Source organism: Pseudomonas sp. GW821-FHT03A09, from assembly GCF_059421065.1.
The window spans coordinates 235,413-260,972 of record NZ_JBWKUX010000006.1 but is presented as its reverse complement, the minus strand read 5'-3'; the positions used below and the strand labels follow the sequence as shown (position 1 = coordinate 260,972).

The following is a 25,560-nucleotide window of genomic DNA, read 5'->3' as shown; positions in this document are numbered from 1 at the left end:
AGGGTGGAACGCGGCATACTGGTAACACCTCGTCTCATTCTAGGAGCCAGTATGCAGTTGGACCCCGCCAGCGGTTGGTGCCAGGGTATCCGTCATTGCCCTTCGCCCAACTTCAACGAGCGCCCCGCTGGTGAAATCTCGCTGTTGGTGGTGCATAACATCAGCTTGCCACCGGCGCAGTTCGCTACCGGCAAGGTGCAGGAGTTTTTCCAGAATCGCCTGGATGTCACGGAGCATCCCTACTTTGAAGGGATTGCCGCCTTACGTGTGTCTGCGCATTTTCTGATTGAGCGCGACGGCACGGTGACGCAATTTGTCTCGTGCCGCGACCGGGCATGGCATGCTGGGGTTTCCCGTTTCGAGGGGCGCGAGGTTTGCAATGATTTTTCCCTGGGGATCGAACTGGAGGGAACGGACGAGCTGCCGTTCACCGATGCCCAGTATGTGTCGCTGATCGATCTGACACGCCAGTTGCTGGCAGCCTACCCCGATATAACGCATCGGCGTATTTGTGGTCACAGCGATATTGCACCGGGTCGCAAGACCGACCCCGGCCCCGCTTTTGATTGGACGCGCTTTCGCAGCGCCCTGCAGGATGGAGGACACGCACGATGAGTTTCCTGGTGTTGGTGCTGGCGGTGTGGATCGAAAAGTTCTCGGCTTTGCGCCTACGGTTACAGCGTGATGGCGGCTGGTTGCGTGAGCTGGCCAAGCTGGAGTCGAGCTCGCGTATGGGCAAGCGACCCTGGCTGATTCTGGCGTTGCTGGTGCTGCTGCCCGTGGCGGTGCTGGCGCTGTTGTTGCTGGTGCTGGAACCGGTGGCCTATGGCTTGCTGGCATTGCCGCTGCACTTGCTGGTGGTGATCTATAGCCTGGGGCGTGGTGATCTGTTGGGGCAGTTGGGGCCTTTCCGTGATGCCTGGCGTCGCGGTGACCTGCAAGCAGCCGAACACGTGGCCGAACGTGACCTGAAAATCGGTGCCGACAGTGGCGAGCAATTGTTGGAGCGGGTTCAGGGGCATCTGCTCTGGCAGGCGTATCAGAGTTTTTTTGCGGTGATTTTCTGGTATTTCCTGTTGGGTCCGGTGGCAGCGCTGGCCTATCGCTTGCTGGCGCTGGCCAACGAGCATAGCCAGAACCCGCTGGTAGCGGAGCGCGCCGGGCAGTTGCGGCACGCGTTTGACTGGTTGCCGGTACGTCTGCTGGCGGCAAGTTTCGCCCTGGTGGGCAACTTCGTTGCGGTCAGCAAGGTGATGCTCCACGAGCTGTTGAGCTGGGATATCAGCGCTGCACAGCTGGTGGAAAAAGTCGGCCTGGTAGCCGCAGAAATCCCAGCGCCTGTGGTGGGCGTCGATGGCATCAACAGCCTGGATCGCCTGTGGGAACTGCTGCTGCGCGCCGCCGTGTTGTGGTACGCCGGGTTTGCGATCTGGACCGTGTTGCCCTGACTAAGTGAGCCTGCTCAACAGTGCGGGAGCGGGCTTGCCCGCGAATACGGTGGTTCAGTGGCAAATTTGTTGACTGATACTGCACTTTCGCGAGCAAGCCCGCTCCCGCATTGGGTTTGATATAGATCTGAAGCCGTTAACCTTACGTTACAAAACTCCCTTTCGAATTGAGCTATACAGACAGAGCGCCAAATAGTGGCTATCTGCCGTCGCCCTGCGCTCAATAAAAATAATAGAAAGGGAGTCCACCTTTGAAGAGCTTGCTCTATCCCGCCGTTGCGCTGATGAACCGCCTGAGTTTCGGCATGAAATTCAGCCTGATCAGCGTGTTGTTTCTACTGCCGATGCTGGCGACCAACTCTTTCCTCGTGCGTGACTCCTGGAATGAATTCCAGGGCACCCGTATCGAACTGCGAAGCCTCGACCTGCTCGGCAGCAGCCTCGTGCTGCGGCGCGAGCTGGAAACCCTCAACAATCAGGTGCAGATCAACGCGACCCTTGGCCAGTCGGGCAAGGCGGGCGACCTTGAGGGCAAAATCAGCGCCTTGGAGCAGAACGTGCTCGCCCGCTTGCAAAGCCTCAACGCCACGGCGGCTCAACCTGAGCAAATTGCCGCCTTTGAAAGCAAGCGGGACGAACTGATCGCAGCCTTCAAGGCCCAGCAACAGGAAACCTCGCTGCTCAATAAAACGGCGCTCATCGGCAAGTTGCTCAACAAGGCCCAGATGCTCAGCCAGATCATCGCCAGCCAATCCGGCTTGAGCCGTGATTCGCAGAGTGACCTGCGCCAGCTCAGTGACCTGGTCACGGGCATCACCCCGCAAGTGACCCAAGCACTTGGGGAAGGTCGCGCGATGGGCGCTTACTCATTGGGCCAGGGGTTTATTAATTCCTCTTCCAGTACGCGCTTTGATGAGCTGCAACAGCAGTTGGAAAAACTCCAGGCCGAATATGCCTTGAAACTGCAAGATGCGCTGGGTGCCAGCAAGGCCGCACACGGCGCGCTCGACGCCTTGGCCCAAGCCAGCCAGGCCAGCCTTAAACAGGGGGCTGAGTTGTTCGAAGAGCGGGTGGTGATGGCTGAAACTCTCGACGCACCTTGGCAGGGTTTCTATGACGACGTCAGCCAGCTGATGGCCAAGACTTATCAACTCGATGACGCCACTCTGAAGTTTTTCGAGCAACAGCTGGAGCAGCGCTTGGCGCAAAACCGAATGCATATGGTGATGCTCGTGGTGGCGCTGGCTGCGGTGTTCTTGCTGATCTTCTATTTGTATGCAGGTTTTTATGCCTCCACCCGCACGACCTTGCGGCGCTTGGGGGCGATGATGGACACCGTGGCGGCGGGCGACATGACCGTGACTTTCGTCGCTCACAGTCGCGATGAGCTTGGGGATCTGGGCCAGGTGTTCAACGGCACCGTGGCCAAAATTCACGACCTGATTGAGCGCGTCGGGCACACGGTCAGCCAGGTGGAACTGCAAGCCGGTCAGGTGGAGGCCGTTTCAGCGCAGAGTAACCAGGCTGTGTCGGGCCAGCGCAGCCAGATCGAACAGGTCGCGACAGCGATGAACCAGATGTCGTCCACCGCCCAGGAGGTGGCGCGCAGCGCGGCGGCTGCCGTCAGCAGTGCCCACAGCGTTAATGATGAAACCGTCAGCGGCCGTGGCTTGGTGCAGTCCCAACAAGGCAGCATTGTGCGCCTGGCTTCGGAGATCGATGAGTCGGTGCGGGTGATCAACCAATTGGCCTCCGACAGTCAGGCCATCAGCCGCGTATTGGACGTGATCAAAAGCATTGCCGAGCAAACCAACTTGCTGGCACTTAATGCCGCCATCGAAGCGGCGCGTGCTGGCGAGCAGGGGCGTGGTTTTGCCGTGGTGGCTGATGAAGTGCGCACCCTGGCGCGACGTACCCAGCATTCCACCGAAGAAATCGAGCAGATGATCAGCCGCTTGCACAGCGGTGTGGAGGCGGCCGTGAAGGCCATGGGCAGTAGCCATGAAATGGCGAGCGGCACCGTGGGTCAGTCGGAAAAAGTCCAAAAGGCTCTGGAAAACATCCTCGGTGCCGTAGGGATGATCGTCGACCAGAATCAGCAGATCGCTGCGGCCGTGGAGCAGCAAACCGCGGTCGCCCATGATATCGACCAGAACATCGTCGCCATCAATCGCGCGGGCGAGCATGCGGCACAAGGGGCTCAGCAAACCGAAGCGGCCAGCCGGCAGTTGTCGGTGCAGGTTGTCGAGTTGAAGCAATTGATCGGTGCGTTTCGCGTGTAAGGCTTTTGTGTAGGAATAAGACTTTTGCGGTGTGGTTCTTTTCCTGTTTTCCCCGTCAGCCTTTCATTACGAAGTAAATAGGCGAGAATTTGTATCACTTAGTAAATGTCTTGGGGAGGTACGGCCATGACCGCTGTCATCGGCATCAAAGGGCATTGCACTCACTGTGATATGACGTTCGAGCTCAAGCCTTGGCAACTGAATGCGATTGCCATCGATGAACCATTTGGCTGCAGGTATTGCCATTCCTGCCTGCAGCTGTGTTGCCATAAGCAGTTACGCCAATTCCGAGCCTTGGACCAATGGGCGATGGTTCGTCCGGGCATGGTCATTCTGACCAGTGCGACCTTGCTGATGGCACTTGTGGCGGAGTGGGTGGGGCTGCTCAGTGTGATTGGGCAATTCAACATTTCGCTGATGGCAGTGTTGGTGCATTTCCTGATTGTGCGTTACGCCCGTCACCGGCAAAAGATGACCTTGAATCTACAGGCTGTCAGCTCTTTGCCAATTGAACAGCTCGCACGCGTTGCGTGTGCTCGCCTCAGCCAGTCGTGATGCATCGATGCCCATGCGTGCGGCCAGGGCGGTGCAGATGTCCGGCAGGTGTTGCGGGCTGTTGCGCTGGCCGGGGTACATGGCGGGCGCCATATCCGGTGAGTCGGTTTCCAGGACGATCGCCTCAAGCGGCAGTTGATCCAGCACTTTGTGCATGCGCAGTGCCTGGGGCCAGGTGGCTGCGCCGCCCAAGCCCAGTTTGAACCCAAGCTTGATGTATTCGCGAGCCTCTTCAACGCTACCGGCAAACGCATGGATGATGCCGCCCCGTGGCAGACGGATACGCTTGAGCGTGGCAATCACCGCCGCGTGACTGCGACGTACGTGCAGCAGCGCCGGTAGCTGGAAGTCCACCGCGAGTTTCAATTGGGCTTCGAACAGATGTTGCTGGCGCTCGCGGTCCAGCTGTTCGAGGAAGTAATCCAGGCCGATCTCGCCGACCGCGCACAGTTGTCGGTGGCCGTGCAGGCGAGTCAGCCAGTCACCCAACTCCGTCAGATCGGCAGGGCGGTGCTCATCGAGATACACCGGGTGCAGGCCGAAGGCGGCGAACAAGCCGTCATCCGTTTGCACCAGATCCCACAACCGCTGCCAATTCTGCTGATACACCCCCAACACCACCATACGTTGCACGCCCAGTTGGCGGCTGTGGGCGAGGACTGCTCGGCGATCATCATCGAAGTCCGGGAAGTCCAGGTGGGTGTGGGTGTCGATCAGCTCCACGTTCAAGCCTCGTGAATGCGCTGCTTGAATGTACGGCCGATGGCGTGCACGCCGGGCTGGTACTGCTCTTCTTCAATTGCCGCGAGGGCCAGGCGCAGGGCTGTATCGGCGATCAATTGATGTTGCTGGGCCATGGCATTGACCGGCAACGGCAGGAAATCCAGCAACTGAGTGTCCCCGAACGTACCCAGGCGCAATGGCCGGGACTTGAGTGGGAAGTCATGCAGTGCGTCGAATACACCTTGCAGCAGCACGTAGGAAGTGGTCACCAGCGCGTCAGGCAAATGCCCCAGGCGCTGCAGGAGTTGTTCCATTAATTGCCGGCCACAATCACGGCTGAACGCTTCACCGTGTTCGACGATCACGTCACCGCTGAAGCCTTTGAGTGCTTCACGAAAGCCTGCGGCGCGCTCCTGGCTGATGCTCAACTCGGGGTGGGCGCCGATCAGCGCGATTTGTTTGGGCAGCGGTTGTAGCAGACTGCTGGTCAGTTGTTGGCAGGCCTTGCGGTCGTCGCTGACCACCGAGCAGAACTGCCCAGGCTCCATCACCCGGTCGATGGCGATCACCGGCAGACCTTTGGCTTGCAGCTCGCGGTAACTGTCGTCGCTGGCCGGCAGGCAACTGGCGACAAACAGCGCATCGCAGCGCCGTGCGCGGAACAGTTGCAGCAGTTGGCGTTCGCTGTCGGCCTCATCGTCGGAGCTGGCAATCAGCAGTTGATAGCCCCGCGCCCGCGCGCCTTGCTCCAGCAGCTTGGCGATGCGTGCGTAACTGGGGTTTTCCAGGTCCGGCAGGATGAAACCCAGGGTGCGTGTGTGCCGGCTGCGTAGCCCGGCTGCCTGGGGGTTGGGAGTAAAACCATGGGCCTCGACCACGGCACGCACCCGCTCGACGGTGGCGTTGCTGATGCGCTGCTGTTCGGCCTTGCCATTGATGACATAGCTGGCGGTGGTCACGGACACACCGGCCAGGCGTGCGATATCACTGAGTTTCAAACCGGGATTTCCTTGTTTTTTGGAGCTTGCCCCGACATTTTGTCCAATCGTAACCGATTCCAGCACACGACCAATGTCTGAGCACAAGTGCCGAGTGGCCCTTCAAGCTTGCGCAATTAACGCGTAACCTGCCATAAATTCTAGATTAAACGTTTCAGCTGGCGTATTTTTACGACGTTCGTGACTAAGTGGCTACTGCCAATTGACCGCTCAGTCAGTTATTTTTGAACGCCACTGCGCAGATTTATTCAAAACAATACCTAGTGCATTCCTTGCACTAACTAGGAGAACGGCATGCTGGAGCTCACTGTAGAGCAGATATCCATGGGCCAAGTGGCTGTGGATAAATCTGCCGCCTTGCATTTGCTCGCTGACAAACTGGTGGCCGATGGCCTGGTCGCCGAGGGTTACCTCAGTGGTTTGCAGGCCCGTGAAGCCCAAGGCTCTACCTTTCTCGGCCAAGGCATCGCCATTCCCCACGGCACCCCAGAAACCCGTGACCAAGTGTTTTCCACCGGCGTACGCCTGTTGCAGTTCCCCGAAGGGGTGGACTGGGGCGATGGCCAGATCGTTTACCTGGCCATCGGCATTGCCGCCAAATCCGATGAGCATTTGCGTCTGCTGCAACTGCTGACCCGTGCCCTCGGTGAAACCGACCTGGGGCAGGCGCTGCGCCGCGCCGGCTCCGCCGAAGCCTTGCTGAAGTTGCTGCAAGGCGCGCCGCAGGAACTGGCGCTGGATGCGCAGATGATCAGCCTGGGGGTGTCCGCCGATGATTTCGAAGAGCTGGTTTGGCGCGGTGCACGCCTGTTGCGCCAGGCCGATTGTGTCAGCAATGGCTTCGCCGCTGTGCTGCAGCAAGTCGACGCGTTGCCCTTGGGCGATGGCCTGTGGTGGTTGCACAGCGAACAGACGGTCAAGCGTCCCGGCCTGGCGTTCGTTACCCCGGACAAACCCATGCGTTACCTGGGCCAGCCGCTGAACGGCCTGTTCTGCCTGGCGAGCCTGGGCGAAGCACACCAGACCTTGCTGGAGCGCCTGTGTGCGTTGCTGATTGAAGGTCGCGGCCAGGAGTTGGGCCGCGCCACGAGCAGCCGGGCGGTGCTCGAAGTCCTCGGCGGCGAATTGCCACCTGATTGGCCGAGCGCACGCATCACCCTGGCCAACGCCCATGGTTTGCACGCGCGTCCGGCCAAGATCCTCGCGCAGTTGGCAAAAAGCTTCGACGGCGATATCCGCGTGCGCATCATCGACGGCCCGGTGGGGGCGGTGTCGGTGAAAAGCCTGAGTAAATTGTTGAGTTTGGGCGCCCGTCGCGGCCAGGTGCTGGAGTTTGTCGCCGAGCCGACGATTGCCGGTGACGCCTTGCCTGCTTTGTTGGCGGCAGTAGAGGAAGGTCTCGGCGAAGACGTCGAGCCGCTGCCGAGCGTGAGCGCCCAACCTGCCATGCTCGACAGCGAGCCACTGATCAATGTGCCGCTGTCCGGCAGCCAGATCCAGGCCATCGCCGCTGCTCCGGGCATCGCCATCGGCCCGGCCCATATTCAGGTCCAGCAAGTGTTCGATTACCCACTGCGCGGTGAGTCTTGCGCCGTTGAGCGCCAGCGCCTGCAACAGGCTCTGGCCGATGTACGACGTGACATCCAAGGCTTGATCGAACGCAGCCAGGCCAAGGCCATTCGCGAGATCTTCATCACCCACCAGGAAATGCTCGACGACCCGGAACTGACCGACGAAGTCGACACCCGTCTCAAACAAGGCGAAAGCGCGCAAGCGGCCTGGATGAGCGTGATCGAAGCCGCCGCCAAGCAACAAGAGTCGTTGCAGGACGCCTTGCTCGCCGAGCGTGCTGCCGACCTGCGTGACATTGGCCGTCGTGTGCTGGCGCAGCTGTGCGGCGTCGAGACCGCCCAGGAACCGAATGAGCCCTACATTCTGGTGATGGACGAAGTCGGGCCTTCGGATGTGGCGCGTCTTGATCCAGCCCGAGTAGCGGGCATCCTCACCGCCCGTGGTGGCGCCACGGCCCACAGTGCCATTGTGGCGCGAGCACTGGGCATTCCCGCGTTGGTGGGCGCAGGTTCAGCGGTGTTGTTGCTGGCTTCGGGCACGCCGTTGTTGCTCGACGGTCAGCGCGGCCGCCTGCATGTCGATCCCGACGCCAGCGCCTTGCAACGTGCCGTTGTCGAGCGCGACACCCGCGAACAGCGTCTGCAAGCCGCATCGGCCCAGCGCCATCAACCGGCACTGACCCGCGACGGTCACGCCGTGGAAGTGTTCGCCAACATCGGCGAAAGCGCCGGTGTCGCCAGCGCGGTGGAGCAGGGCGCCGAAGGTATTGGCCTGCTGCGTACCGAACTTATTTTCATGGCGCACCCCCAAGCGCCGGACGAAGCCACCCAGGAAGCCGAATACCGCCGTGTGCTCGATGGCCTTGGCGGTCGCCCGCTGGTGGTGCGCACCCTCGATGTCGGCGGTGACAAACCGCTGCCGTATTGGCCGATTGCCGAGGAGGAGAACCCCTTCCTCGGTGTGCGCGGCATCCGCCTGACGTTGCAGCGCCCACAGATCATGGAAGCCCAGTTGCGTGCGTTGCTTCGCTCGGCAGACAGCCGCCCGCTGCGCATCATGTTCCCCATGGTCGGCAGCGTGGATGAGTGGCGCGCGGCCCGCGACATGACCGAGCGCCTGCGCCTGGAAATCCCGGTGGCGGATTTGCAGCTAGGGATCATGATCGAAGTACCGTCCGCTGCCTTGCTGGCGCCAGTACTGGCCAAGGAAGTGGACTTCTTCAGCGTCGGCACCAATGACCTGACCCAGTACACCCTGGCCATCGACCGTGGCCATCCGACGCTATCGGCCCAGGCCGATGGCTTGCACCCGGCCGTCTTGCAACTGATCGACATCACCGTGCGCGCCGCCCATGCCCATGGCAAATGGGTCGGTGTGTGCGGTGAGTTGGCAGCCGACCCGCTGGCAGTGCCGGTGTTGATCGGCCTGGGTGTGGACGAATTGAGCGTGTCGGCCCGCAGCATCCCTGAAGTGAAGGCGCGGGTGCGGGAATTCAGCCTGAGCGAGGCCCAGGGCCTGGCGCAAAAAGCACTCGCACTGGGCTCGCCCGCCGACGTGCGTGCCCTTGTGGAGGCTGTGTAAATGGCGAAGATTCTGACCCTGACGCTGAACCCGGCGCTGGACCTCACGGTGCGCCTCGCACACTTGGAACCGGGGGCCGTCAACCGCAGCGAAACCCTGCTGACCCATGCCGCCGGCAAGGGCGTGAATGTTGCCCAGGTCTTGGCCGACCTGGGCCATCAAATCACCGTTGGCGGCTTTCTCGGTGAAGATAATCCCCAAGCCTTCGAGGCGTTGATTGCACAGCGCGGTTTTGCCGATGCGTTTATCCGCGTGCCGGGAGAAACCCGCAGCAATATCAAGATTGCCGAACAGGACGGACGGGTCACGGACATCAACGCGCCGGGACCACAGGTCAGCGAGCAGGCGCAGCTGGCGTTGCTCAATCAACTCACGCTGATCGCACCGGGGCACGATGCGGTGGTGGTCGCTGGCAGCTTGCCCGGTGGCGTCAGTGCGCAGTGGTTCCAAGACCTGCTGGTGCATCTGAACCACCTCGGTTTGAAAGTTGCCCTGGACACCAGCGGCGACGCCCTGCGCGCCGGTTTGCAGACGGGCCCGTGGCTGGTCAAGCCCAACACTGAGGAACTGGCTGAAGCCCTGGACAACGCCACTGACGCGATCAGCCGGTTGCATCGTCAGGGGGTGGAGCATGTGGTGGTTTCCGATGGTGCTGCGGGCGTGACCTGGTATCGGCCAGGCATGGCACTGCATGCCACGCCGCCTAAGGTCAGCGTGGCCAGCACCGTCGGTGCGGGTGACTCGCTGCTGGCCGGAATGCTCCACGGTTTGCTCGGTGGCGATACACCCGAGCACACCCTGCGCCGTGCCACGGCGATTGCCGCAATGGCGGTAACACAGATTGGTTTCGGCATCAGCGATGACGCGCAACTGGCGCGTCTGGAAAGCGGCGTCGATGTGCGCACGCTGACAGAACAATAAGAGGGTTTGTAATGAAGTTAGCCATTGTTACTGCCTGCCCGAACGGCATGGTCACCAGTGTGCTGTGCGCCCGCTTGTTGGACGCCGCCGCGCAGCGCCAAGGCTGGAGCACCAGCGTCGAAGTGGTGGACGTCGCACGCCCGGAGCGCCAGTTGTCCCAGGCGACGATAGAGGCTGCCGAGTGGGTGCTGTTGGTCAGCAGCACGCCCGTGGACATGCAGCGGTTTGTCGGTAAACGGGTGTTCCAGAGCACGCCAGCCCAGGCGCTGGCGGATGTCGACGCCGTGTTGCGCCGGGGCGCCGAAGAGTCCCAGGTGTATGCCACGGCGCAACAGACGATTAAACACACACCGCGCATTGTCGCGATTACCGCATGCCCTACGGGCGTCGCCCACACCTTCATGGCCGCCGAAGCCTTGCAGCAAACGGCGAAACGCCTGGGCTATGACTTGCAGGTCGAGACCCAAGGTTCGGTGGGCGCCCGTACGCCCCTGAGCCCGGAAGCCATCGCGAATGCCGACGTGGTGTTGCTCGCAGCGGATATCGAAGTCGCCACCGAGCGTTTCGCCGGCAAGAAGATTTACCGTTGCGGCACCGGCATCGCCCTCAAGCAAGCCGAAGCGACCCTCAACAAGGCGTTGGCCGAGGGTGCGATTGAAAACGTGGCCAGTGGCGCGGTGGCCAAGCAGGAAAAAACCGGTGTGTACAAGCATCTGCTCACCGGCGTGTCGTTCATGTTGCCGATGGTGGTGGCGGGCGGGTTGCTGATCGCCTTGTCGTTCGTGTTCGGTATCCATGCCTTCGAAGAAAAAGGCACCTTGGCGGCGGCGCTCAAAACCGTCGGCGACCAGGCCTTTATGCTGATGGTGCCGCTACTGGCGGGCTACATTGCCTACTCGATTGCCGACCGTCCGGGCATCGCGCCCGGCATGATCGGTGGGTTGCTGGCGGGCACATTAGGGGCAGGTTTTATTGGCGGGATTTTTGCCGGTTTCCTCGCCGGTTACTGCGTCAAACTGATCACCCGTGCGGTGAAGCTGCCGCAGAGCCTGGAGGCGCTCAAGCCGATTCTGATCATCCCGTTGCTGGCGAGCCTGTTCACCGGCCTGGTGATGATCTATCTGGTCGGCCCGCCCGTTGCGCGGCTGCTCACTGGGCTCACCGACTTCCTCAGCACCATGGGCACCACCAACGCGGTGCTGCTGGGCATTCTGTTGGGCGGCATGATGTGTGTCGACCTGGGCGGGCCGATCAACAAGGCGGCGTATGCGTTTTCCGTCGGCTTGCTGGCGGCCTCGAGTGGCGCACCGATGGCGGCGACCATGGCCGCCGGCATGGTGCCGCCGATTGGCATGGGCATCGCCACGTTCCTGGCGCGCCGCAAGTTCGCCCAGACCGAGCGCGAAGCCGGCAAGGCCGCGATGATTCTGGGGCTGTGCTTTATCTCTGAAGGGGCGATCCCGTTTGCTGCCAAAGACCCGCTGCGGGTGATCCCGGCCAGCATCGCCGGGGGCGCCTTGACCGGTGCGTTGTCGATGTATTTCGGCTGCAAGCTGGCTGCGCCTCACGGTGGGTTGTTTGTGTTGATCATCCCGAATGCGATGAACCATGCGTTGTTGTATTTGCTGGCGATTGTCGCGGGTAGTGTGTTGACCGGATTGGTGTATGCGCTGATCAAACGCCCGGAAGCGGTCGAACTGTCGGTTGCACCTGCCAAAGCCTGACACTGTTCAAAAATGTGGGAGGGGGCTTGCCCCCTCCCACATTTGAACTCCATTGATCGCAAGATTAGTGTCATCTGCGCGTGCTTAAGTTGTTCTTTTGATACTCAAGAGGGCACCTGCATGAGCCACTTCGATCTCGGCCGTCGCCGTGTGATGCAAGCCGTCGGCGCCGGCATTCTGCTGCCAGGCCTGGCACCGGCGGTGATTGCTTCGGTGAAAGACCGGCCGCAACTCACCGATGGCGTGCAGTCCGGCGACCTGCTCGGCGACCGCGCCATGATCTGGAGCCGCAGCGACCGCCCGGCCAAGATGGTGGTGGAGTGGGACACCCGCAGTGTGTTCAGCAACCCCCGTAAGTTCATCTCGCCGTTGGCCGACAGCCGCACCGACTTTACCGCCCGTGTCGAACTCACCGGGCTGCCGGTCGATCAGGCGATTTTCTATCGCGTGTACTTCGAGGATGCACAGACCGGCGTCGCCAGTGAGCCCTGGTTTGGCCACCTGCGCAGCGTGCCGCAACAGCGCCGCGACATTCGTTTTGTGTGGAGCGGCGATACCGTCGGCCAGGGCTTCGGCATCAACCCCGACATCGGCGGCATGCGCATCTACGAAGCCATGCGCTTGCGCCTGCCGGACTTCTTTATCCACAGCGGCGATACCATCTACGCCGACGGCCCGGTGCCTGCGCAACTCACCGTCGAGGACGGGCGCATCTGGCGCAACATCACCACCGAAGCCAAGAGCAAAGTCGCCGAAACCCTGGATGAATATCGCGGCAACTATCGCTACAACCTGATGGATGAGAACGTGCGCCGCTTCAATGCCGAGGTGCCGCAAATCTGGCAATGGGACGATCACGAGGTCGTCAACAACTGGTCGCCGAGCAAGCAACTGGATGAGCGTTATCAGACCAAGGACATCAACACCCTGGTGGGGTGTGCGCGTCAGGCCTGGCTGGAATATTCACCCATGCGTCGACAGAGTGCCGATGGCGGCGGGCGCATTTATCGCAAACTCAACTACGGCCCGCTGTTGGACGTATTTGTACTGGATATGCGCAGTTATCGTGGGCCCAACGATGACAATCTGGGCGGCGAAAAACCCTTTCTGGGGCGTGAGCAATTGGACTGGCTCAAGCGCGAACTCAAGGGTTCCCAGGCGCAGTGGAAAGTCATCGCCGCCGACATGCCCATTGGCCTTGGCGTACCTGACGGTGAGGTCAGTCCTGGCGTGCCACGTTGGGAAGCCATCGCCAACAATGACCCAGGTGCACCCCAAGGTCGTGAATTGGAGATTGCCGAGTTGTTGGGCTTTTTAAGAGCGCAAAAGGTGCGTAACCATGTGTGGCTGACGGCGGATGTGCATTACTGCGCAGCGCATCACTACCACCCGGATCGTGCGGCGTTCCAGGATTTCGAGCCGTTCTGGGAATTTGTAGCCGGGCCGTTGAATGCCGGAAGCTTCGGGCCGAATCAGTTGGATAAAACCTTTGGTCCTGAAGTGGTATTCGAGAAGGCGCCACCCGCACAGAACACCTCGCCGTTTGCCGGTTTTCAGTTTTTTGGCGAAGTGCAGATTGATGGGCAGACGGCGGAGTTGACTGTGATTTTGCGGGACTTGGACGGTGTGTCGGTGTTCGAGCAAAAACTGCAACCGACTTGACTTGGAATGCAGTTAAAACTGTGGGAGGGGGGCCCTCCCACAATTTGATCGCTGTTCATTCAGGAGGTTAGTAGACGTCTCGACGATAGCGGCCTTGCTCGATCAAGCGCTCCACGGCTTCACTGCCCAGCACCTCATGCAGCACCTGATCCACCCCCGCCGCCATACCCTGCAAACTCCCGCAGACATAAATCGCCGCGCCATCGGCCAGCCATTTCCGTAGCACATCCGCCGACTCTCGCAGGCGGTCCTGCACGTAGATTTTCTCTTCCTGATCCCGGGAAAACGCCAGGTCGAGCAGGGCCAGGTCACCGCCGGCCAACCAACCGTGCAGTTCGTCCTGGCAGAGGAAGTCGTGCTTGATATTGCGCTCACCGAACAGCAGCCAGTTACGCTGCTGGCCATCGGCAATGCGCGCCTTGAGCAAGCTGCGCAGGCCGGCCAGGCCGGTGCCGTTGCCCAGCAGGATCAGAGGCACCGGTGCCTGTGGCAGGTGGAAACCACTGTTGCGGCGCAGGCGCAGGCTGATCCCTGAGCCAATGGCCGCGTGTTCGGTCAGCCAGCCCGAGCCGAGCCCCAGGCTGCCGTCGGGGTGGCGTTCCTGGCGCACTATCAACTCCAGCACGCCGTCGCTGGCAATCGAGGCGATGGAGTACTCGCGCATGCCCAAGGGCACCAAGGCGTTCACCAGCGCCTGGGCGTGCAGGCCGACCAGATGCGCACGATGGGTCGGCAGCTGGCGGGTGGCCAAGGCTTGGTCGAGGGTTTGCGTCAATCCGTCGATCACCACGCCGTCGCTGCCGGCCAGGCCCAGGCCTTCAAGGAAGTGCTCGACGGCCCAGGTACAGTTGCGCGGCAACACTTCCACCAAGTCACCTGCCAGCCAGCTTTGCGGCGAAGGTGGTGTCAGGCCCAGTAGGTAAATGTCGGCGCCGACGCTGTCGTGGTTGAGCAGGGTGCGCTGGTTGAGCGTCCAGTTTTCATACGGCGCCGCTTGCCAGGCCGCTGCAGGCGCGTGGCCGGTCAGTTGGCCGAGTTGTTGTTGCCAGGTCAGCAGGGCTTCGGTGTCGCCGCTGTCGACTTCCACGGGGGCGAACAGCGCATTGCCGCCTTGATGGGTCAGCCAGAAATGCAGGCGTCGGGCAAAGCCGCAGAAGTGCTCATATTGACGGTCACCCAGGGCCAGCACCGAGTAGTTCAAGCCTTTGAGGGACAGGTCCTGGCCGAGCACGCTGCGCTCAAAACCACGGGCGCTGTCCGGCGCTTCACCGTCACCGAAAGTGCTGACCACGAACAGAGCATTTTCAGACTGGCTCAAGTCACTCTGGCTGACGCTTCCCAGAGGCTGCACCTTCACCGGCAAGCCTGCGGCCTGCAGTTGCCCAGCCGTTTGCCATGCCAGTTGCTCGGCAAAGCCGCTCTGGCTGGCGAAGCCGATCAGCCACGCCGGTGCATCACTGTGATTGGAGCCTAAGCCTTTGCGGGCGTCGCGTACCTGGCGCTTTTTGCGGCGACGGTCGAGGTACAGCAGCCAGCCGGTGATAAAGAACAGTGGCATCAACAGCGAGCTGACGGTGAGGATGATCCTGCCGGTCAGGCCGAAGTAGCTGCCGGTGTGCAGTGCATAGATGCTAGTGAGTAACTGTGAGCCAAGCGTCTTGCTCGCGTATTGATCGTGGGATTTGACCTCGCCGTTGGCCGGGTCGAGGTTGATCTGGTTCAGCGCCCGGTCATGGGGCGATGACTTGAGCAGGTAATAGACGGTAGCCGGTTGCCCGGCGACGGCCGGCATGCGGATGTTGTAGGCGCTCAGGTCGGGACCGGCGTTGGCGTAGATGCTGCTCCAGATGGCGTCGTAGTTGGCCACTGGTGCCGGGCCTGCGGGCGGCGGGCCGCGTTTGCGCATCCGTTCGTTTTGTGGGGCGTCGGACAGCAGTTGGGTCAGCCCTTTGCTGTACCAGTCGTAGGACCAATACAGCCCGGTCAGCGCCGAAAATAGATAGAACAACAGGCACCAGGTGCCGAATACCGAGTGCAGGTCCCAGTTGAAGCTGCGGCCTTTTTTGCGCCAGTCCAATGTCAGCCAGGCTCGCCAGCTCGCCACCTGGCGCGGCCAGCGCAGGTACAGGCCGGAGAGGCAGAAGAACACCAGGAGCAGCGTGCAGGCGCCCGTGATGTTGCGCCCGGTTTCACCCATGGCCAGGAAACGGTGCAGTTGCAGAGTGAAGACGAGTACATCCTGGCCGACGGCATCGCCCATGTAGTCGCCGGTATAGGGGTCGAAGTAGCGCATCTGGCCGCGACGCTCGCCTGGCGGCGGGGTGAAAAACACGCGGGCGGCATTGCCGCTTTCACTTTCCACCCACAGCATCGACACGGTCTTGCCTTCGGTGGCTTCGAGCTTGCGCACCAGTTCGGCGGGCGGCAATACGCCAGCCTCGCGTTTTTCCACGCTCAGTGTCGCGGGGTTGAGCGCCCGCAGGATTTCATCCTGAAACGAAACCGCTGCTCCGGTGATCCCCATTAACGCCAGCACCAGCCCGGCCGTGATGCCGAAGAACCAGTGCAACTGAAACAGGGTTTTCTTCAACACGTCTGACCGCCTCGCTCATCTGGGTTTGTTCGTCACGGCGCGCATTATGCCGTGAGTTGTCGAGAAACATTCTGTTTTACATGCAAAAGCCCCACGCATCCGATGCGTGGGGCTTTTGGCTGAACGTTGACCGCTTTTAGAAGTGGAAGCTGGTGGTCAACAGCGCCGTACGACCGGCCGCCTGGTTGGCGAAGTGCGCCGCGTAGGCTTTGTCGTAGTAGGTCTTGTCGGTCAGGTTCTGCACGTTCAATTGCAGGTCGACGTTCTTGGTCAGCTTGTAGCTGGCCATGGCGTCGTAGCGGGTGTAGGACGGCACGTACACCGTGTTGGCCGCATCACCGTAAACCTGGTCGACGTAGAACGCGCCGCCGCCGATGGTCAGTTTTGGCGTGATGTCATAAGTGGTCCACAGGCTGAAGGTGTTCTTCGGCGTGTTGGGCATTTCGTTGCCTTTGTTGGAGCCAGCGCTGACCACGCCATTACGTCCGTTGAGACCGGATTTGACCAGTTCGCTGTCCAGGTAGCTGTAGCCGGCGAACACCTGCCAGTGATCGGTCAGCTTGCCGCTGGCGGAGAGCTCCAGGCCATCGACCTGGGATTCGCCGGCGTTCTGGTAAGTCATCGCGTCTACCAGGATGCGGGTGTTCTTCTTCTCGGTGCGGAACACTGCGGCGGTCAGGGACAGGCGGTCGTGGAACAGGTCCCACTTGGTGCCCAGCTCGTAGTTGACGGTTTCTTCCGGCTTCAGGTCGCTGCTGGCGGCACCGGCCGACAGTGGGTTGCCATCGGCGCCTTCACCGACCAGGCCGCCGGCTGGTGAGGCCGAAGTGGCGTAAGACGCGTAGATGCTGCCGTTATCCACAGGCTTCCAGACCAAACCAGCCTGCCAGTTGAAGAACTGGCTGTCCTCTTTGATCTTGGAACGCCCGGTGGTGGCGTTGGTATTGGCCACGGTGTCGAAGGTGTCGTAGCGCAAACCGACATTCAGCAGCCATTTCGGGTCGAGTTCGATGGTGTCGAACACGTAGGCGGCGCGGCTGGTGGCCTTGGTGTTGGTGCCCATGTAGTTGCGTGTGGCGCTGCCGGTCCAGGCGTCGTCCGGGTTCGGATTGCCCAGGGACGTGCAGCTACCGCCGCTGTTGCCGACCAGGCCGGGTTTGCAACCGCCGCTTGGGTTGGCGTTTGGCGACACGGTGTAGCCGCTGTAGCGGGTTTCCTCACCGGTAAATTCCAGGCCGGTGGAGTAGGAGTGCTTCATACCCGCCAGTTGGAAATTACCAAACAGATCGGTCTGGTTGGTGGTCGTGGTCGTGGTGGACACGCGGGTGTTGGCGCGACGCCAAACGGTACCGAACTGGTTGACGTTGTGCTGGCTGTCGTCCGGCTGGGTGAGGATGTAGTCCTGGCCGGTGCTGCCGTGACGCAGGGTGTTTTTCAGCGTCATGTTGTCGTTCAGGTCGTGCTCGACGGAGACGGTGCTGATGTCGGCGCGGGTCTTGCGGAAGTCACGGTCTTTCAAACCGTAGAAGTTGTTGCTGTCACCGCCGTCGGTGGGCTTGTCATGCACATGCGCGGCTTTGGCGCCGCTGTTGCTGTAGCCATAAGGAATGCCCGAGTCCGGCAGGTCGTCGCTTTCCATGTGGTAGTAGCTGACGTTGACGCGGGTCGGTGTGCCCAGGCCAAAGGTCAGCGACGGCGCCACGCCCCAACGGTCGTAATTGATCGCATCGCGACCGGCCACGTTCTGCTCGTGGCTCATCAGGTTCAGACGGAACGCGGCGCTGTCGTCGAGGAACTGACGGTTCACGTCGAGTACGTAACGGCGGGTCTGGTCGGAACCGTAGGTGAAGCCACCGTTGGTGAAGTCCCGCGCCTGTGGCGTCTTGCTCACTAGGTTGATGCTGCCGCCGGCCGAGCCGCGACCACCGAAGGACGAATTCGGGCCTTTGCTGACTTCGATCGACTCGATGTCGAAGATTTCGCGGCTCTGGCCGCCAGTGTCGCGCACGCCGTCCAGGTAGGTGTCGCCCTGGGCGTCAAAACCACGGATGAACGGGCGGTCGCCTTGAGGGTTGCCACCTTCACCGGCACCGAAGGTAATGCCCGGCACGGTGCGCAAGGCATCCTGCAACGAGGTGGCGGCGGTGTCTTTCAGCACTTGTTGCGGCACCACGGTGACCGAGCGCGGGGTGTCCACCAGCGGCGCGGTGTACTTCTGTGAAGAGGCTTTTTCCACCTGGTAGGAGGTGTTGTCCTGTTCCTGGCCGGTAATGCTGGTGGCGCCGAGGGAGATGCTGTTGCGCTCGCCTTTTTGTTCGGTGTCTTCAGCCGCTTGCGCCAGATGGGCGACGGAGCTGGCACTGAGAGCGACGCCGATGGCCGAAGCCAGCATGCGTGGTGAACTGGCAGGTGTTTTTGTAGTAATGCGCGACATGACGTGTCCTTTCCCCAAGGATGTGAGGTCGCGGAATATAGGGTGAACAAGTATTCATATCAATTGCGATACATTGCTAATTGCATTGAATTTACATTCTTTACACTTTTGGCTTACGGTTTTTGCACACTCATTCGTCTCCGGTGTTTTACAGGGCGGATAAGAATCAATACCATTAATGACTCTCTGTTTTCAGGTACTGCCCCATGCTGCTGCACATACCCGGCCTGTTCTCTCGTGAGGAAGTGCAGCGCATTCGCCAGGCCCTGGAAACCACCGAGTGGGCTGACGGCAAGATCACCGCCGGGCACCAGTCCGCCAAAGCCAAGCACAACCTGCAATTGCCCGAAGGTCACCCGCTGGCCAAGGAAATTGGCGCGGCGATGCTGGAGCGGTTGTGGAAAAATCCGTTGTTTATGTCAGCGGCGCTACCGCACAAGGTTTTCCCGCCGTTGCTTAACTGTTACACCGCGGGTGGCAGTTTCGATTTCCATATCGACAACGCCGTGCGCCAGGCCCGGGGCAGTCACGAGCGGGTGCGCACTGACCTGTCGTCCACCCTGTTCTTCAGCGACCCGGACGAATACGACGGCGGTGAGTTGGAAATCCAGGACACCTTCGGCCTGCAACGGGTCAAGCTGCCGGCCGGCGACATGGTGCTGTACCCCGGTTCCAGCCTGCATAAAGTCAACGCCGTGACCCGCGGCGCGCGCTATGCCTCGTTCTTCTGGACCCAAAGCCTGGTGCGCGAAGACAGCCAGCGCACCTTGTTGTTCGAGATGGACGGTGCCATCCAGCAACTGACCCGTGACGTCCCGGACCACCCGGCCCTGATCCAACTCACCGGCACGTACCACAACCTGCTGCGTCGCTGGGTCGAGGTCTGACATGGGCTTTTTATTGCGCCGTGAAGAAGTGCTCAACGTCGAACAACTGCAAAGCATGCTCGACGACTCCCCGGTGCGCGCCGCCCAGGCCATCCTGATGGCGGCGAAGGAGGGCGTACTCGACGCCCAGGCGTTGCTCGGGCAAATCCTGCTGGAAGGGCGCGGCATTGCGCGGGATGAAGCGTTGGCACTGCGTTGGTTTCAGATCGCGGCCCAAGGCGGGCATTTGATGGCGCGCAATATGGCCGGGCGTTGCCTGGAGCATGGCTGGGGCTGTGCCGTTGATGAGGTGGCGGCGGCGCGAGAATATTGCCGAGCGGCGGAGGCTGGGTTGGATTGGGGCCAGTACAACTACGCGAACCTGCTGGCGACCGGCCGAGGCGTGGCTGAAGATCGCCCGCTAGCGCTGATGTTTTATCGTCTGGCGGCCGAGCAGGGGCATGCCAAATCCATGAACCTGGTGGGTCGTTATCTGGAAGACGGGCAGTTTTGCCCAAGAGATCTGGAGGCCGCCGTCGACTGGTATCGCCGTTCCGCGGAGGGTGGCGATTTTCGCGGACAGTTCAGTTATGCCGCGGTGTTGGCTGATAAAGGTCAAATCGAAGAGGCACTGCAGTGGTTGCGCAAGGCGTTGGCGGGCGGGAATCTCAAATTTTTGCGTACGGCCCATAAAGCCTTGGAGGCCGCCAACGATCCGCAGATTCGCGCCATGGCTGAAGCCTACCAGCAACGCGCCGTTACCCTTTCCTGAGATATAAAAAAACCCATGACACGTCATGGGTTTTTTATGTGCAGCGTTCTTACACGTAGTAAGACTTCAGCGGCGGGAAGCCGTTGAATTCAACCGCGCTGTAGCTGGTGGTGTACGCACCGGTCGACAGCCAGTACAGACGATCACCGATTGCCAGGTTCAGCGGCAGGCCGTACTTGTAGTTTTCGTACATGATATCGGCGCTGTCGCAGGTAGGGCCGGCGATGACCACTTCTTCCATCTCGCCTTTCTTTTCGGTCCAGATCGGGAACTTGATGGCTTCGTCCATGGTTTCGATCAGGCCGGAGAACTTGCCCACGTCGGTGTACACCCAGCGCTCGACGGCGGTGCGGGATTTGCGCGCCACCAACACCACTTCGCTGACCAGGATACCGGCGTTGGCGATCAACGAACGGCCTGGCTCCAGGATGATTTCCGGCAGGTCGTCGCCGAAGTCTTCCTTGAGGAAACGGATGATTTCTTCCGCGTAGGTTTCCAGGCTGTTGGTACGGGTGATGTAGTTGGCCGGGAAGCCGCCGCCCATGTTGATCAGCTTGAGGTGGATGCCGTCTTCTTCCTTCAGGCGTTCGAAGATCACTTTGACCTTGGCGATGGCCGCGTCCCACACGCTGATGTCGCGCTGTTGCGAACCGACGTGGAACGAGATGCCGTAGGGCACCAGGCCCAAGTCGCGGGCCAGGATCAGCAGGTCCATGGCCATGTCGGTCTGGCAGCCGAATTTGCGCGACAGAGGCCAATCCGCCGTGGTCGAGCCTTCGGTGAGAATGCGTACATACACTTTCGAGCCCGGTGCGGCCTTGGCGATGTTGCGCAGGTCGGCTTCGGAGTCGGTGGAGAACAGGCGCACGCCCTTCTCGTAGAAGTAGCGGATGTCCTTGGACTTCTTGATGGTGTTGCCGTAGCTGATACGGTCCGGGCTGACGCCACGGTCCATCACTTTGTCCAGCTCATAGATCGAAGCGATGTCGAAGCTCGAGCCTTTGTCTTTGAGCAGGTCGATGATCTCGACAGCCGGGTTGGCTTTGACCGCGTAATAAACCTTGGCGAATTCGAAACCGGCGCGCAGGTCATCGTAGGCCTGGCTGATCATCGCGGTGTCGATCACCACGAATGGGGTTTCTTGCTTGTCGGCGAACGCCTTCATTTTGTCAAAAGTGGCGCGCGCGAAATAATCTTCGACCTGGATCGACATGCTGGGAACTCCTAAGGGCAAACTAATTTGATCAATGGGTGCAAATGAACGTCCTCCGTATCCCCACTTTGGTTCGCCTACTTCCCAAGGCATGTCGCCGAAAGCAAAAAGGCCATGGGAATAACCGCTTCCCTTGGCCTTGCTGTCTCGTCGTCAGTACTTGAGCCGGATGGATCGTTTCCAGCATGGACGTTCGGCGCGAACTTTAGGACGTGAGGGGCCATAGATCAACTAAAAATGTCGCGTTTTTGCACGCGTTCGTCGCGGCACCTCGTGCAGCTACTTATGTAACCGACCGGTGTGACGGAATGATGTTCCCCGGGTGGGGCAAATCAGGGGGATTGGCGGCGTCTTCATCGCAGGCAAGCCAGCTCCCACAGTTGAATGGCATGCACCTGTTGGAATGCATTCCCTGTGGGAGCTGGCTTGCCTGCGATAGCGGTCTATCAGGCGAGGGCGATTTCCGCTGGGGAGACGATACTGGTCTTGCCCCCACGCGACTTACCGGAACTCAGGTACTCGGCAATCGACTCCTGGGTCACTTCCCCCAGGAACACCCGCTCCGCATCCATCACCGGCAACCACGAACGGTTGAACTCGTACATGCGCGACAACAGGATGCGCAAATGCTCGTCATACGCCGCCGTGGCGTTGAATTCGCGTAGATATTGCCCGCAGGTCCCGGTCTGACGGTGCAGGTCGCGACGTCGTACATAGCCCAGTGCTTTGTTCTCGGCGCAGGTGACCACCACATAACGGCGGTCATGCTCGTCCATCAGTTCCAGCGCATCGGCCACTGGCGTCTCCGGGCTCACCGACGGTGCGTTGTCCGCCGCGTCTTCGGCCTTCACCAGCAGCAGGCGCTTGAGGGTGCTGTCTTGGCCTACGAAGTTGCTGACGAATTCATCGGCCGGGTGCGCGAGCAGCGTGTCCGGGTGGTCGATCTGTAGCAGCTTGCCTGCACGGAAAATTGCGATCTTGTCGCCCAGCTTGATCGCTTCGTCGATGTCGTGGCTGACCATGATCACCGTCTTGTTCAGTGCCCGCTGCATCTCGAAGAACTCGTTCTGGATCATCTCGCGGTTGATCGGGTCGACCGCGCCGAACGGTTCATCCATCAGCAGCAACGGCGCATCGGCCGCCAGAGCACGGATCACGCCGATCCGCTGTTGCTGCCCGCCCGATAACTCACGCGGGTAGCGATGCAGGTACTGCTTGGGTTCCAGCTTGATCATGCTCATCAACTCGCGGGCGCGGTCGTGGCATTTCTGTTTGTCCCAGCCGAGCAGTTTCGGCACCACCACGATGTTTTCTTCGATGGTCATGTTGGGGAACAGGCCGATCTGCTGGATCACATAGCCGATGTTGCGGCGCAGGGTCACTTCGTCCAGGTCGGTGGTGTCTTCGCCGTTGATCAAAATCTTGCCTGAAGAGGGCTTGATCAGGCGGTTGATCATCTTCAGCGTGGTGCTCTTGCCGCAGCCCGAGGGGCCGAGGAATACGCAAATTTCGCCTTCATTGACGGTCAGGCTCACATCGTTAACGGCTGTTACGATCTTGCCGTTGCTTTGGAAGGTCTTGGACAGGTTTTGAAGTTCGATCATTTGAGCAATCCTTTTGGAGTCAGCGAGCGTTGCAGCCATTGCAGAAGCAGGTCGGCGAAAATGGCCAGGAGACTGACCAGCACGGCGCCGACGATCAGCATCGACATGTCGCTGCGGCTGATGGAGGCCAGAATAAGTACACCGAGGCCACCGGCGCCGATGGTGGCGGCAATGGTCATCACACCGATGTTCATCACCACGGCGGTGCGCACACCGGCGAGGATCACCGGCACCGCGATAGGTAGTTCGACCATGCGCAGGCGCTGGCCGAACGTCATGCCGATGCCGCGTGCGGCTTCGCGAATGCCCGGTTCTACGCCGGTCAGGGCCAGGTAGGTGTTACGCATGATCGGCAGCAAGGAATAGAGGAACACGGCGGTAATCGCCGGCATCGGCCCCAGGCCCTGGCCGAACTTGGAGTAGAACGGCAGTAGCAGGCCGAACAGGGCGATGGATGGCACCGTCAGTAATACCGTGGCACTGGCTTGCAACGGCCCGGCCAGCGTCGGAAAACGCGTCATCAGGATGCCCAGGGGCACGCCGATCAAGATCGCGAGGATCACGGCGATACCGACCAGGGTAATGTGCTGCCACGTGAGGTGCAGGACTTGGGCCCAATCAAGATGGGAAAAGGCGTTCAGGAATTCCATGTCTTCTCCTCTTATTGATTGATCGGATGTTGGCGCAGGAAGTCGGCGGCTACAGCGGAAGGGCTTTCATGGTCGACGTCGACCCGCGCATTCAACTGACGCATGGTTTCGTCATCGAACAGAGCGGCCAGAGGCTTGAGGTCAGCGGCCAATTGCGGGTGGGCATCGAGATAAACCTGACGCACCACGGGTGCGGCGGTGTAGTCCGGGAAGTAGTGCTTGTCGTCTTCCAGCAGCTTCAATTTGAAGGCGTTCAGGCGCCCGTCCGTGGTGTAGACCAACCCGGCGAACACCTGGCCATTACGCAGCGCGGTGTAGACCAGGCCAGCGTCCATCTGCCGGGTGTTTTTGCGCGTGAGGTTCATGCCGTACAGCTTGACCATGCCGCCCATGCCGTCGGAGCGGTTGGCGAACTCGGTGTCCAGGGCCACCAGGCGTGTGGCTTTGGCGTCTTCGGCCAAGGCTTGGGTCAGGTCGCTGATGCTGTTGATCTGCGGGAACGCCTGGGCCACGTTCTCGGGCAGGGCCAGGGCGTAGGTGTTGCTGAATTTCGACGGCGACAGCCAGACCAAGCCTTTTTTCGCGTCGAGTTCTTTCACTCGGGCGTAGGACTGTTCGCTGTCGAGCTTCTCATCGACATGGTTGTAGGCCACCAGCGACACACCGGTGTATTCCCAGATCAAATCCAGTTGCCCGCTTTCCTGGGCACTGCGTGCCAGGTTACTGCCCAGGCCACCGGTCACACGGGTGTCGTAGCCCTTGCTGCGCAGGTACTGGGAAGTGATTTCGGCGAGCAGGGTCTGTTCGGTGAACACCCGGGCACCGATGCGGATCACCGGTTTTTCGGCGGCTTGCGCAATGCCTGCGAACAGCAGGAAGCAGCTCAATATCAGAGTTATCTTTTTCATGTGTATTCCTTTGCCAGGCCTTAAGACGGACGCAACCCGCGTTCCAGCCAGAGGCGGCTGGCCATGGTCACCAGACCGTCAAGCAGCAATGCCAGCAACGCGGTGCACGCGGCGCCAAGCAGCAATTGCGGCTGATTGTTCAGGGCGATGCCGGGGAAGATCAGGCTGCCCAGGCTGTTGGCGCCGATCAGGAAGGCCAGCGGTGCGGTACCGACGTTGATCGCCAGGGCCACACGCACGCCGCCGATGATGATCGGCACGGCGTTGGGCAATTCCACGCGGAACAGCACCTGGCGCGGCGTCATGCCGATGCCGGTGGCAGCTTCTTTCAGGGAGCCCTGGACGTTTTTGAGGCCTTCGTAGGTGTTGCGCACGATGGGCAGGAGGGAGGCGAGGAACAACGCGAAGATGGCTGGGCCGCTGCCGATGCCGAGGACGCCGAGGGCGATGGCCAGTACGGCCAGGGGAGGGACGGTGTTGCCGATGTTGAAGATTTGCATGAAGCGTTCTGCGCGCCCGACCATGTTCGGTCGGCTGAGCAGGATACCGGCAGGGATGCCCACAACGAGGGCGGCCAGCATGGAGACAAGAACGAGGATCAGGTGAGCTTGCAGGTAAAACAACAAATCGTCGCGGTACAGTTCGATCGTGTTGATGCCGATCCAGTGGACCAGCAGGGCCAGGAGCGCGACGACAACCACGCTTCCTATCAGCCCTTTGCCATAGCGAATAGCCACAGGCGGACTCCTTTTTTCTTTTGTCGGCGAACACATTTCCGAGCGGCAATGCCATTCCTGGCCGCCTTCGAATGCGTTCGCGAAAAGCAGCTCGTCCATACCGGCAACGCGGTAAAAATCCGAGCCATGAGCGCAGCCTCGTCAGGCTAACTTGCTGATTTTTCAGTCCCTGTTACGAGTGTGGTAGCAGGGGAGTGGACGTCTCGACCTTTTAAAAGGTTCCACACTTGGCAGCATTTAGCCACCCCTAATCGGGTGAACGGTGGTCCGGCCCCTGGGGTTTGCGCTATACTCGCCGCCCTTTTTTGACTCACCTG

Annotated in this window: 19 protein-coding genes and 1 pseudogene; 11 read left to right on the top strand and 9 right to left on the bottom strand. The window is 60.7% G+C overall.

The window, feature by feature from the left end; translation table 11 throughout:
* Positions 1–51 precede the first annotated feature (51 nt).
* The 5 genes and pseudogenes from ampD (at position 52) to AC07V4_RS13770 (ending at position 4,285) form a co-directional block, all read left to right on the top strand.
* Positions 52–615, top strand: coding sequence for a 1,6-anhydro-N-acetylmuramyl-L-alanine amidase AmpD (gene ampD / locus AC07V4_RS13790; protein WP_431749836.1), 564 nt, complete (start codon positions 52–54; stop codon positions 613–615).
* Positions 612–1,448, top strand: a complete 837-nt coding sequence (ampE, locus tag AC07V4_RS13785) for a regulatory signaling modulator protein AmpE (RefSeq protein ID WP_492636802.1) — start codon at positions 612–614, stop codon at positions 1,446–1,448. The genes ampD and ampE overlap by 4 nt, the downstream gene beginning before the upstream one ends.
* 284 nt (positions 1,449–1,732) lie before the next feature.
* Positions 1,733–2,824, top strand: a pseudogene (locus tag AC07V4_RS13780) (methyl-accepting chemotaxis protein); the annotation flags it as partial.
* Positions 2,801–3,730 (top strand): methyl-accepting chemotaxis protein, encoded by a 930-nt coding sequence (locus AC07V4_RS13775; RefSeq protein WP_493075488.1) that lies wholly within the window; start codon positions 2,801–2,803, stop codon positions 3,728–3,730. The pseudogene AC07V4_RS13780 and the gene AC07V4_RS13775, both read left to right, overlap by 24 nt.
* 126 nt (positions 3,731–3,856) lie before the next feature.
* A complete protein-coding gene (locus AC07V4_RS13770; protein ID WP_492636803.1) occupies positions 3,857–4,285 on the top strand; it encodes a hypothetical protein in 429 nt (142 codons plus the stop codon).
* Here AC07V4_RS13770 and AC07V4_RS13765 read toward each other — a convergent pair.
* Entirely contained in the window at positions 4,214–5,008 is a 795-nt protein-coding gene (locus tag AC07V4_RS13765; protein ID WP_492636804.1) for a TatD family hydrolase, read from the bottom strand. The genes AC07V4_RS13770 and AC07V4_RS13765 overlap by 72 nt on opposite strands.
* 2 nt (positions 5,009–5,010) lie before the next feature.
* On the bottom strand, positions 5,011–6,006 hold the full coding sequence (gene cra / locus AC07V4_RS13760) for a catabolite repressor/activator (protein ID WP_492636805.1): 996 nt from the start codon (positions 6,004–6,006) through the stop codon (positions 5,011–5,013).
* Between the two features lie 294 nt (positions 6,007–6,300).
* Between cra and ptsP the strand changes: the two genes are divergently transcribed.
* From ptsP to AC07V4_RS13740, 4 genes are all read left to right on the top strand, one after another.
* On the top strand, positions 6,301–9,159 hold the full coding sequence (ptsP, locus tag AC07V4_RS13755) for a phosphoenolpyruvate--protein phosphotransferase (RefSeq protein WP_492636806.1): 2,859 nt from the start codon (positions 6,301–6,303) through the stop codon (positions 9,157–9,159).
* Positions 9,160–10,080 carry a 1-phosphofructokinase gene (pfkB, locus tag AC07V4_RS13750; RefSeq protein ID WP_492636807.1) on the top strand — a complete coding sequence of 307 codons (921 nt, stop codon included), beginning with the start codon at positions 9,160–9,162 and terminating at the stop codon, positions 10,078–10,080.
* An 11-nt stretch (positions 10,081–10,091) separates the two neighbouring features.
* The gene (locus tag AC07V4_RS13745) at positions 10,092–11,804 is read left to right on the top strand and encodes a PTS fructose-like transporter subunit IIB (protein WP_492636808.1); all 1,713 of its coding nucleotides are present in this window, start codon (positions 10,092–10,094) and stop codon (positions 11,802–11,804) included.
* A 120-nt stretch (positions 11,805–11,924) separates the two neighbouring features.
* Entirely contained in the window at positions 11,925–13,466 is a 1,542-nt protein-coding gene (locus AC07V4_RS13740; RefSeq protein WP_492636809.1) for an alkaline phosphatase D family protein, read from the top strand.
* A gap of 67 nt (positions 13,467–13,533) precedes the next feature.
* Here AC07V4_RS13740 and AC07V4_RS13735 read toward each other — a convergent pair whose 3' ends face one another.
* Both AC07V4_RS13735 and AC07V4_RS13730 read right to left on the bottom strand, forming a co-directional pair.
* Entirely contained in the window at positions 13,534–16,059 is a 2,526-nt protein-coding gene (locus AC07V4_RS13735; protein ID WP_492636810.1) for a PepSY domain-containing protein, read from the bottom strand.
* A gap of 136 nt (positions 16,060–16,195) precedes the next feature.
* A complete protein-coding gene (locus AC07V4_RS13730) occupies positions 16,196–18,493 on the bottom strand; it encodes a TonB-dependent receptor (protein ID WP_492636811.1) in 2,298 nt (765 codons plus the stop codon).
* Positions 18,494–18,699: 206 nt separating this feature from the next.
* Between AC07V4_RS13730 and AC07V4_RS13725 the strand changes: the two genes are divergently transcribed.
* Both AC07V4_RS13725 and AC07V4_RS13720 read left to right on the top strand, forming a co-directional pair.
* Complete coding sequence (locus AC07V4_RS13725; protein WP_025856255.1) at positions 18,700–19,380, top strand: Fe2+-dependent dioxygenase; 681 nt, start codon at positions 18,700–18,702, stop codon at positions 19,378–19,380.
* Position 19,381: 1 nt separating this feature from the next.
* The gene (locus tag AC07V4_RS13720) at positions 19,382–20,131 is read left to right on the top strand and encodes a tetratricopeptide repeat protein (RefSeq protein ID WP_492636812.1); all 750 of its coding nucleotides are present in this window, start codon (positions 19,382–19,384) and stop codon (positions 20,129–20,131) included.
* A gap of 49 nt (positions 20,132–20,180) precedes the next feature.
* Here AC07V4_RS13720 and AC07V4_RS13715 read toward each other — a convergent pair whose 3' ends face one another.
* The 5 genes from AC07V4_RS13715 to AC07V4_RS13695 form a co-directional block, all read right to left on the bottom strand.
* Positions 20,181–21,344 carry a type III PLP-dependent enzyme gene (locus AC07V4_RS13715; protein ID WP_492636813.1) on the bottom strand — a complete coding sequence of 388 codons (1,164 nt, stop codon included), beginning with the start codon at positions 21,342–21,344 and terminating at the stop codon, positions 20,181–20,183.
* Between the two features lie 446 nt (positions 21,345–21,790).
* On the bottom strand, positions 21,791–22,948 hold the full coding sequence (locus AC07V4_RS13710; RefSeq protein WP_492636814.1) for an osmoprotectant ABC transporter ATP-binding protein OsmV: 1,158 nt from the start codon (positions 22,946–22,948) through the stop codon (positions 21,791–21,793).
* Positions 22,945–23,598, bottom strand: a complete 654-nt coding sequence (locus tag AC07V4_RS13705) for an ABC transporter permease (protein ID WP_135287373.1) — start codon at positions 23,596–23,598, stop codon at positions 22,945–22,947. The genes AC07V4_RS13710 and AC07V4_RS13705 overlap by 4 nt, the downstream gene beginning before the upstream one ends.
* 11 nt (positions 23,599–23,609) lie before the next feature.
* The gene (locus AC07V4_RS13700) at positions 23,610–24,506 is read right to left on the bottom strand and encodes a glycine betaine ABC transporter substrate-binding protein (RefSeq protein ID WP_492636815.1); all 897 of its coding nucleotides are present in this window, start codon (positions 24,504–24,506) and stop codon (positions 23,610–23,612) included.
* A gap of 20 nt (positions 24,507–24,526) precedes the next feature.
* Positions 24,527–25,279, bottom strand: a complete 753-nt coding sequence (locus AC07V4_RS13695) for an ABC transporter permease (protein WP_493075486.1) — start codon at positions 25,277–25,279, stop codon at positions 24,527–24,529.
* Between the last annotated feature and the right edge of the window lie 281 nt (positions 25,280–25,560).

Coding starts and splice junctions, on each gene's coding strand:
- AC07V4_RS13740 (WP_492636809.1), top strand. CDS start 11,925: ATGAGCCACTTCGATCTCGGCCGTCGCCGTGTGATGCAAGCCGTCGGC.
- AC07V4_RS13730 (WP_492636811.1), bottom strand. CDS start 18,493: ATGTCGCGCATTACTACAAAAACACCTGCCAGTTCACCACGCATGCTG.
- AC07V4_RS13775 (WP_493075488.1), top strand. CDS start 2,801: ATGACCGTGACTTTCGTCGCTCACAGTCGCGATGAGCTTGGGGATCTG.
- AC07V4_RS13705 (WP_135287373.1), bottom strand. CDS start 23,598: ATGGAATTCCTGAACGCCTTTTCCCATCTTGATTGGGCCCAAGTCCTG.
- AC07V4_RS13725 (WP_025856255.1), top strand. CDS start 18,700: ATGCTGCTGCACATACCCGGCCTGTTCTCTCGTGAGGAAGTGCAGCGC.
- ampD (WP_431749836.1), top strand. CDS start 52: ATGCAGTTGGACCCCGCCAGCGGTTGGTGCCAGGGTATCCGTCATTGC.
- AC07V4_RS13715 (WP_492636813.1), bottom strand. CDS start 21,344: ATGTCGATCCAGGTCGAAGATTATTTCGCGCGCGCCACTTTTGACAAA.
- AC07V4_RS13770 (WP_492636803.1), top strand. CDS start 3,857: ATGACCGCTGTCATCGGCATCAAAGGGCATTGCACTCACTGTGATATG.
- AC07V4_RS13745 (WP_492636808.1), top strand. CDS start 10,092: ATGAAGTTAGCCATTGTTACTGCCTGCCCGAACGGCATGGTCACCAGT.
- ptsP (WP_492636806.1), top strand. CDS start 6,301: ATGCTGGAGCTCACTGTAGAGCAGATATCCATGGGCCAAGTGGCTGTG.
- AC07V4_RS13720 (WP_492636812.1), top strand. CDS start 19,382: ATGGGCTTTTTATTGCGCCGTGAAGAAGTGCTCAACGTCGAACAACTG.
- AC07V4_RS13710 (WP_492636814.1), bottom strand. CDS start 22,948: ATGATCGAACTTCAAAACCTGTCCAAGACCTTCCAAAGCAACGGCAAG.
- ampE (WP_492636802.1), top strand. CDS start 612: ATGAGTTTCCTGGTGTTGGTGCTGGCGGTGTGGATCGAAAAGTTCTCG.
- AC07V4_RS13695 (WP_493075486.1), bottom strand. CDS start 25,279: ATGTGTTCGCCGACAAAAGAAAAAAGGAGTCCGCCTGTGGCTATTCGC.
- pfkB (WP_492636807.1), top strand. CDS start 9,160: ATGGCGAAGATTCTGACCCTGACGCTGAACCCGGCGCTGGACCTCACG.
- AC07V4_RS13700 (WP_492636815.1), bottom strand. CDS start 24,506: ATGAAAAAGATAACTCTGATATTGAGCTGCTTCCTGCTGTTCGCAGGC.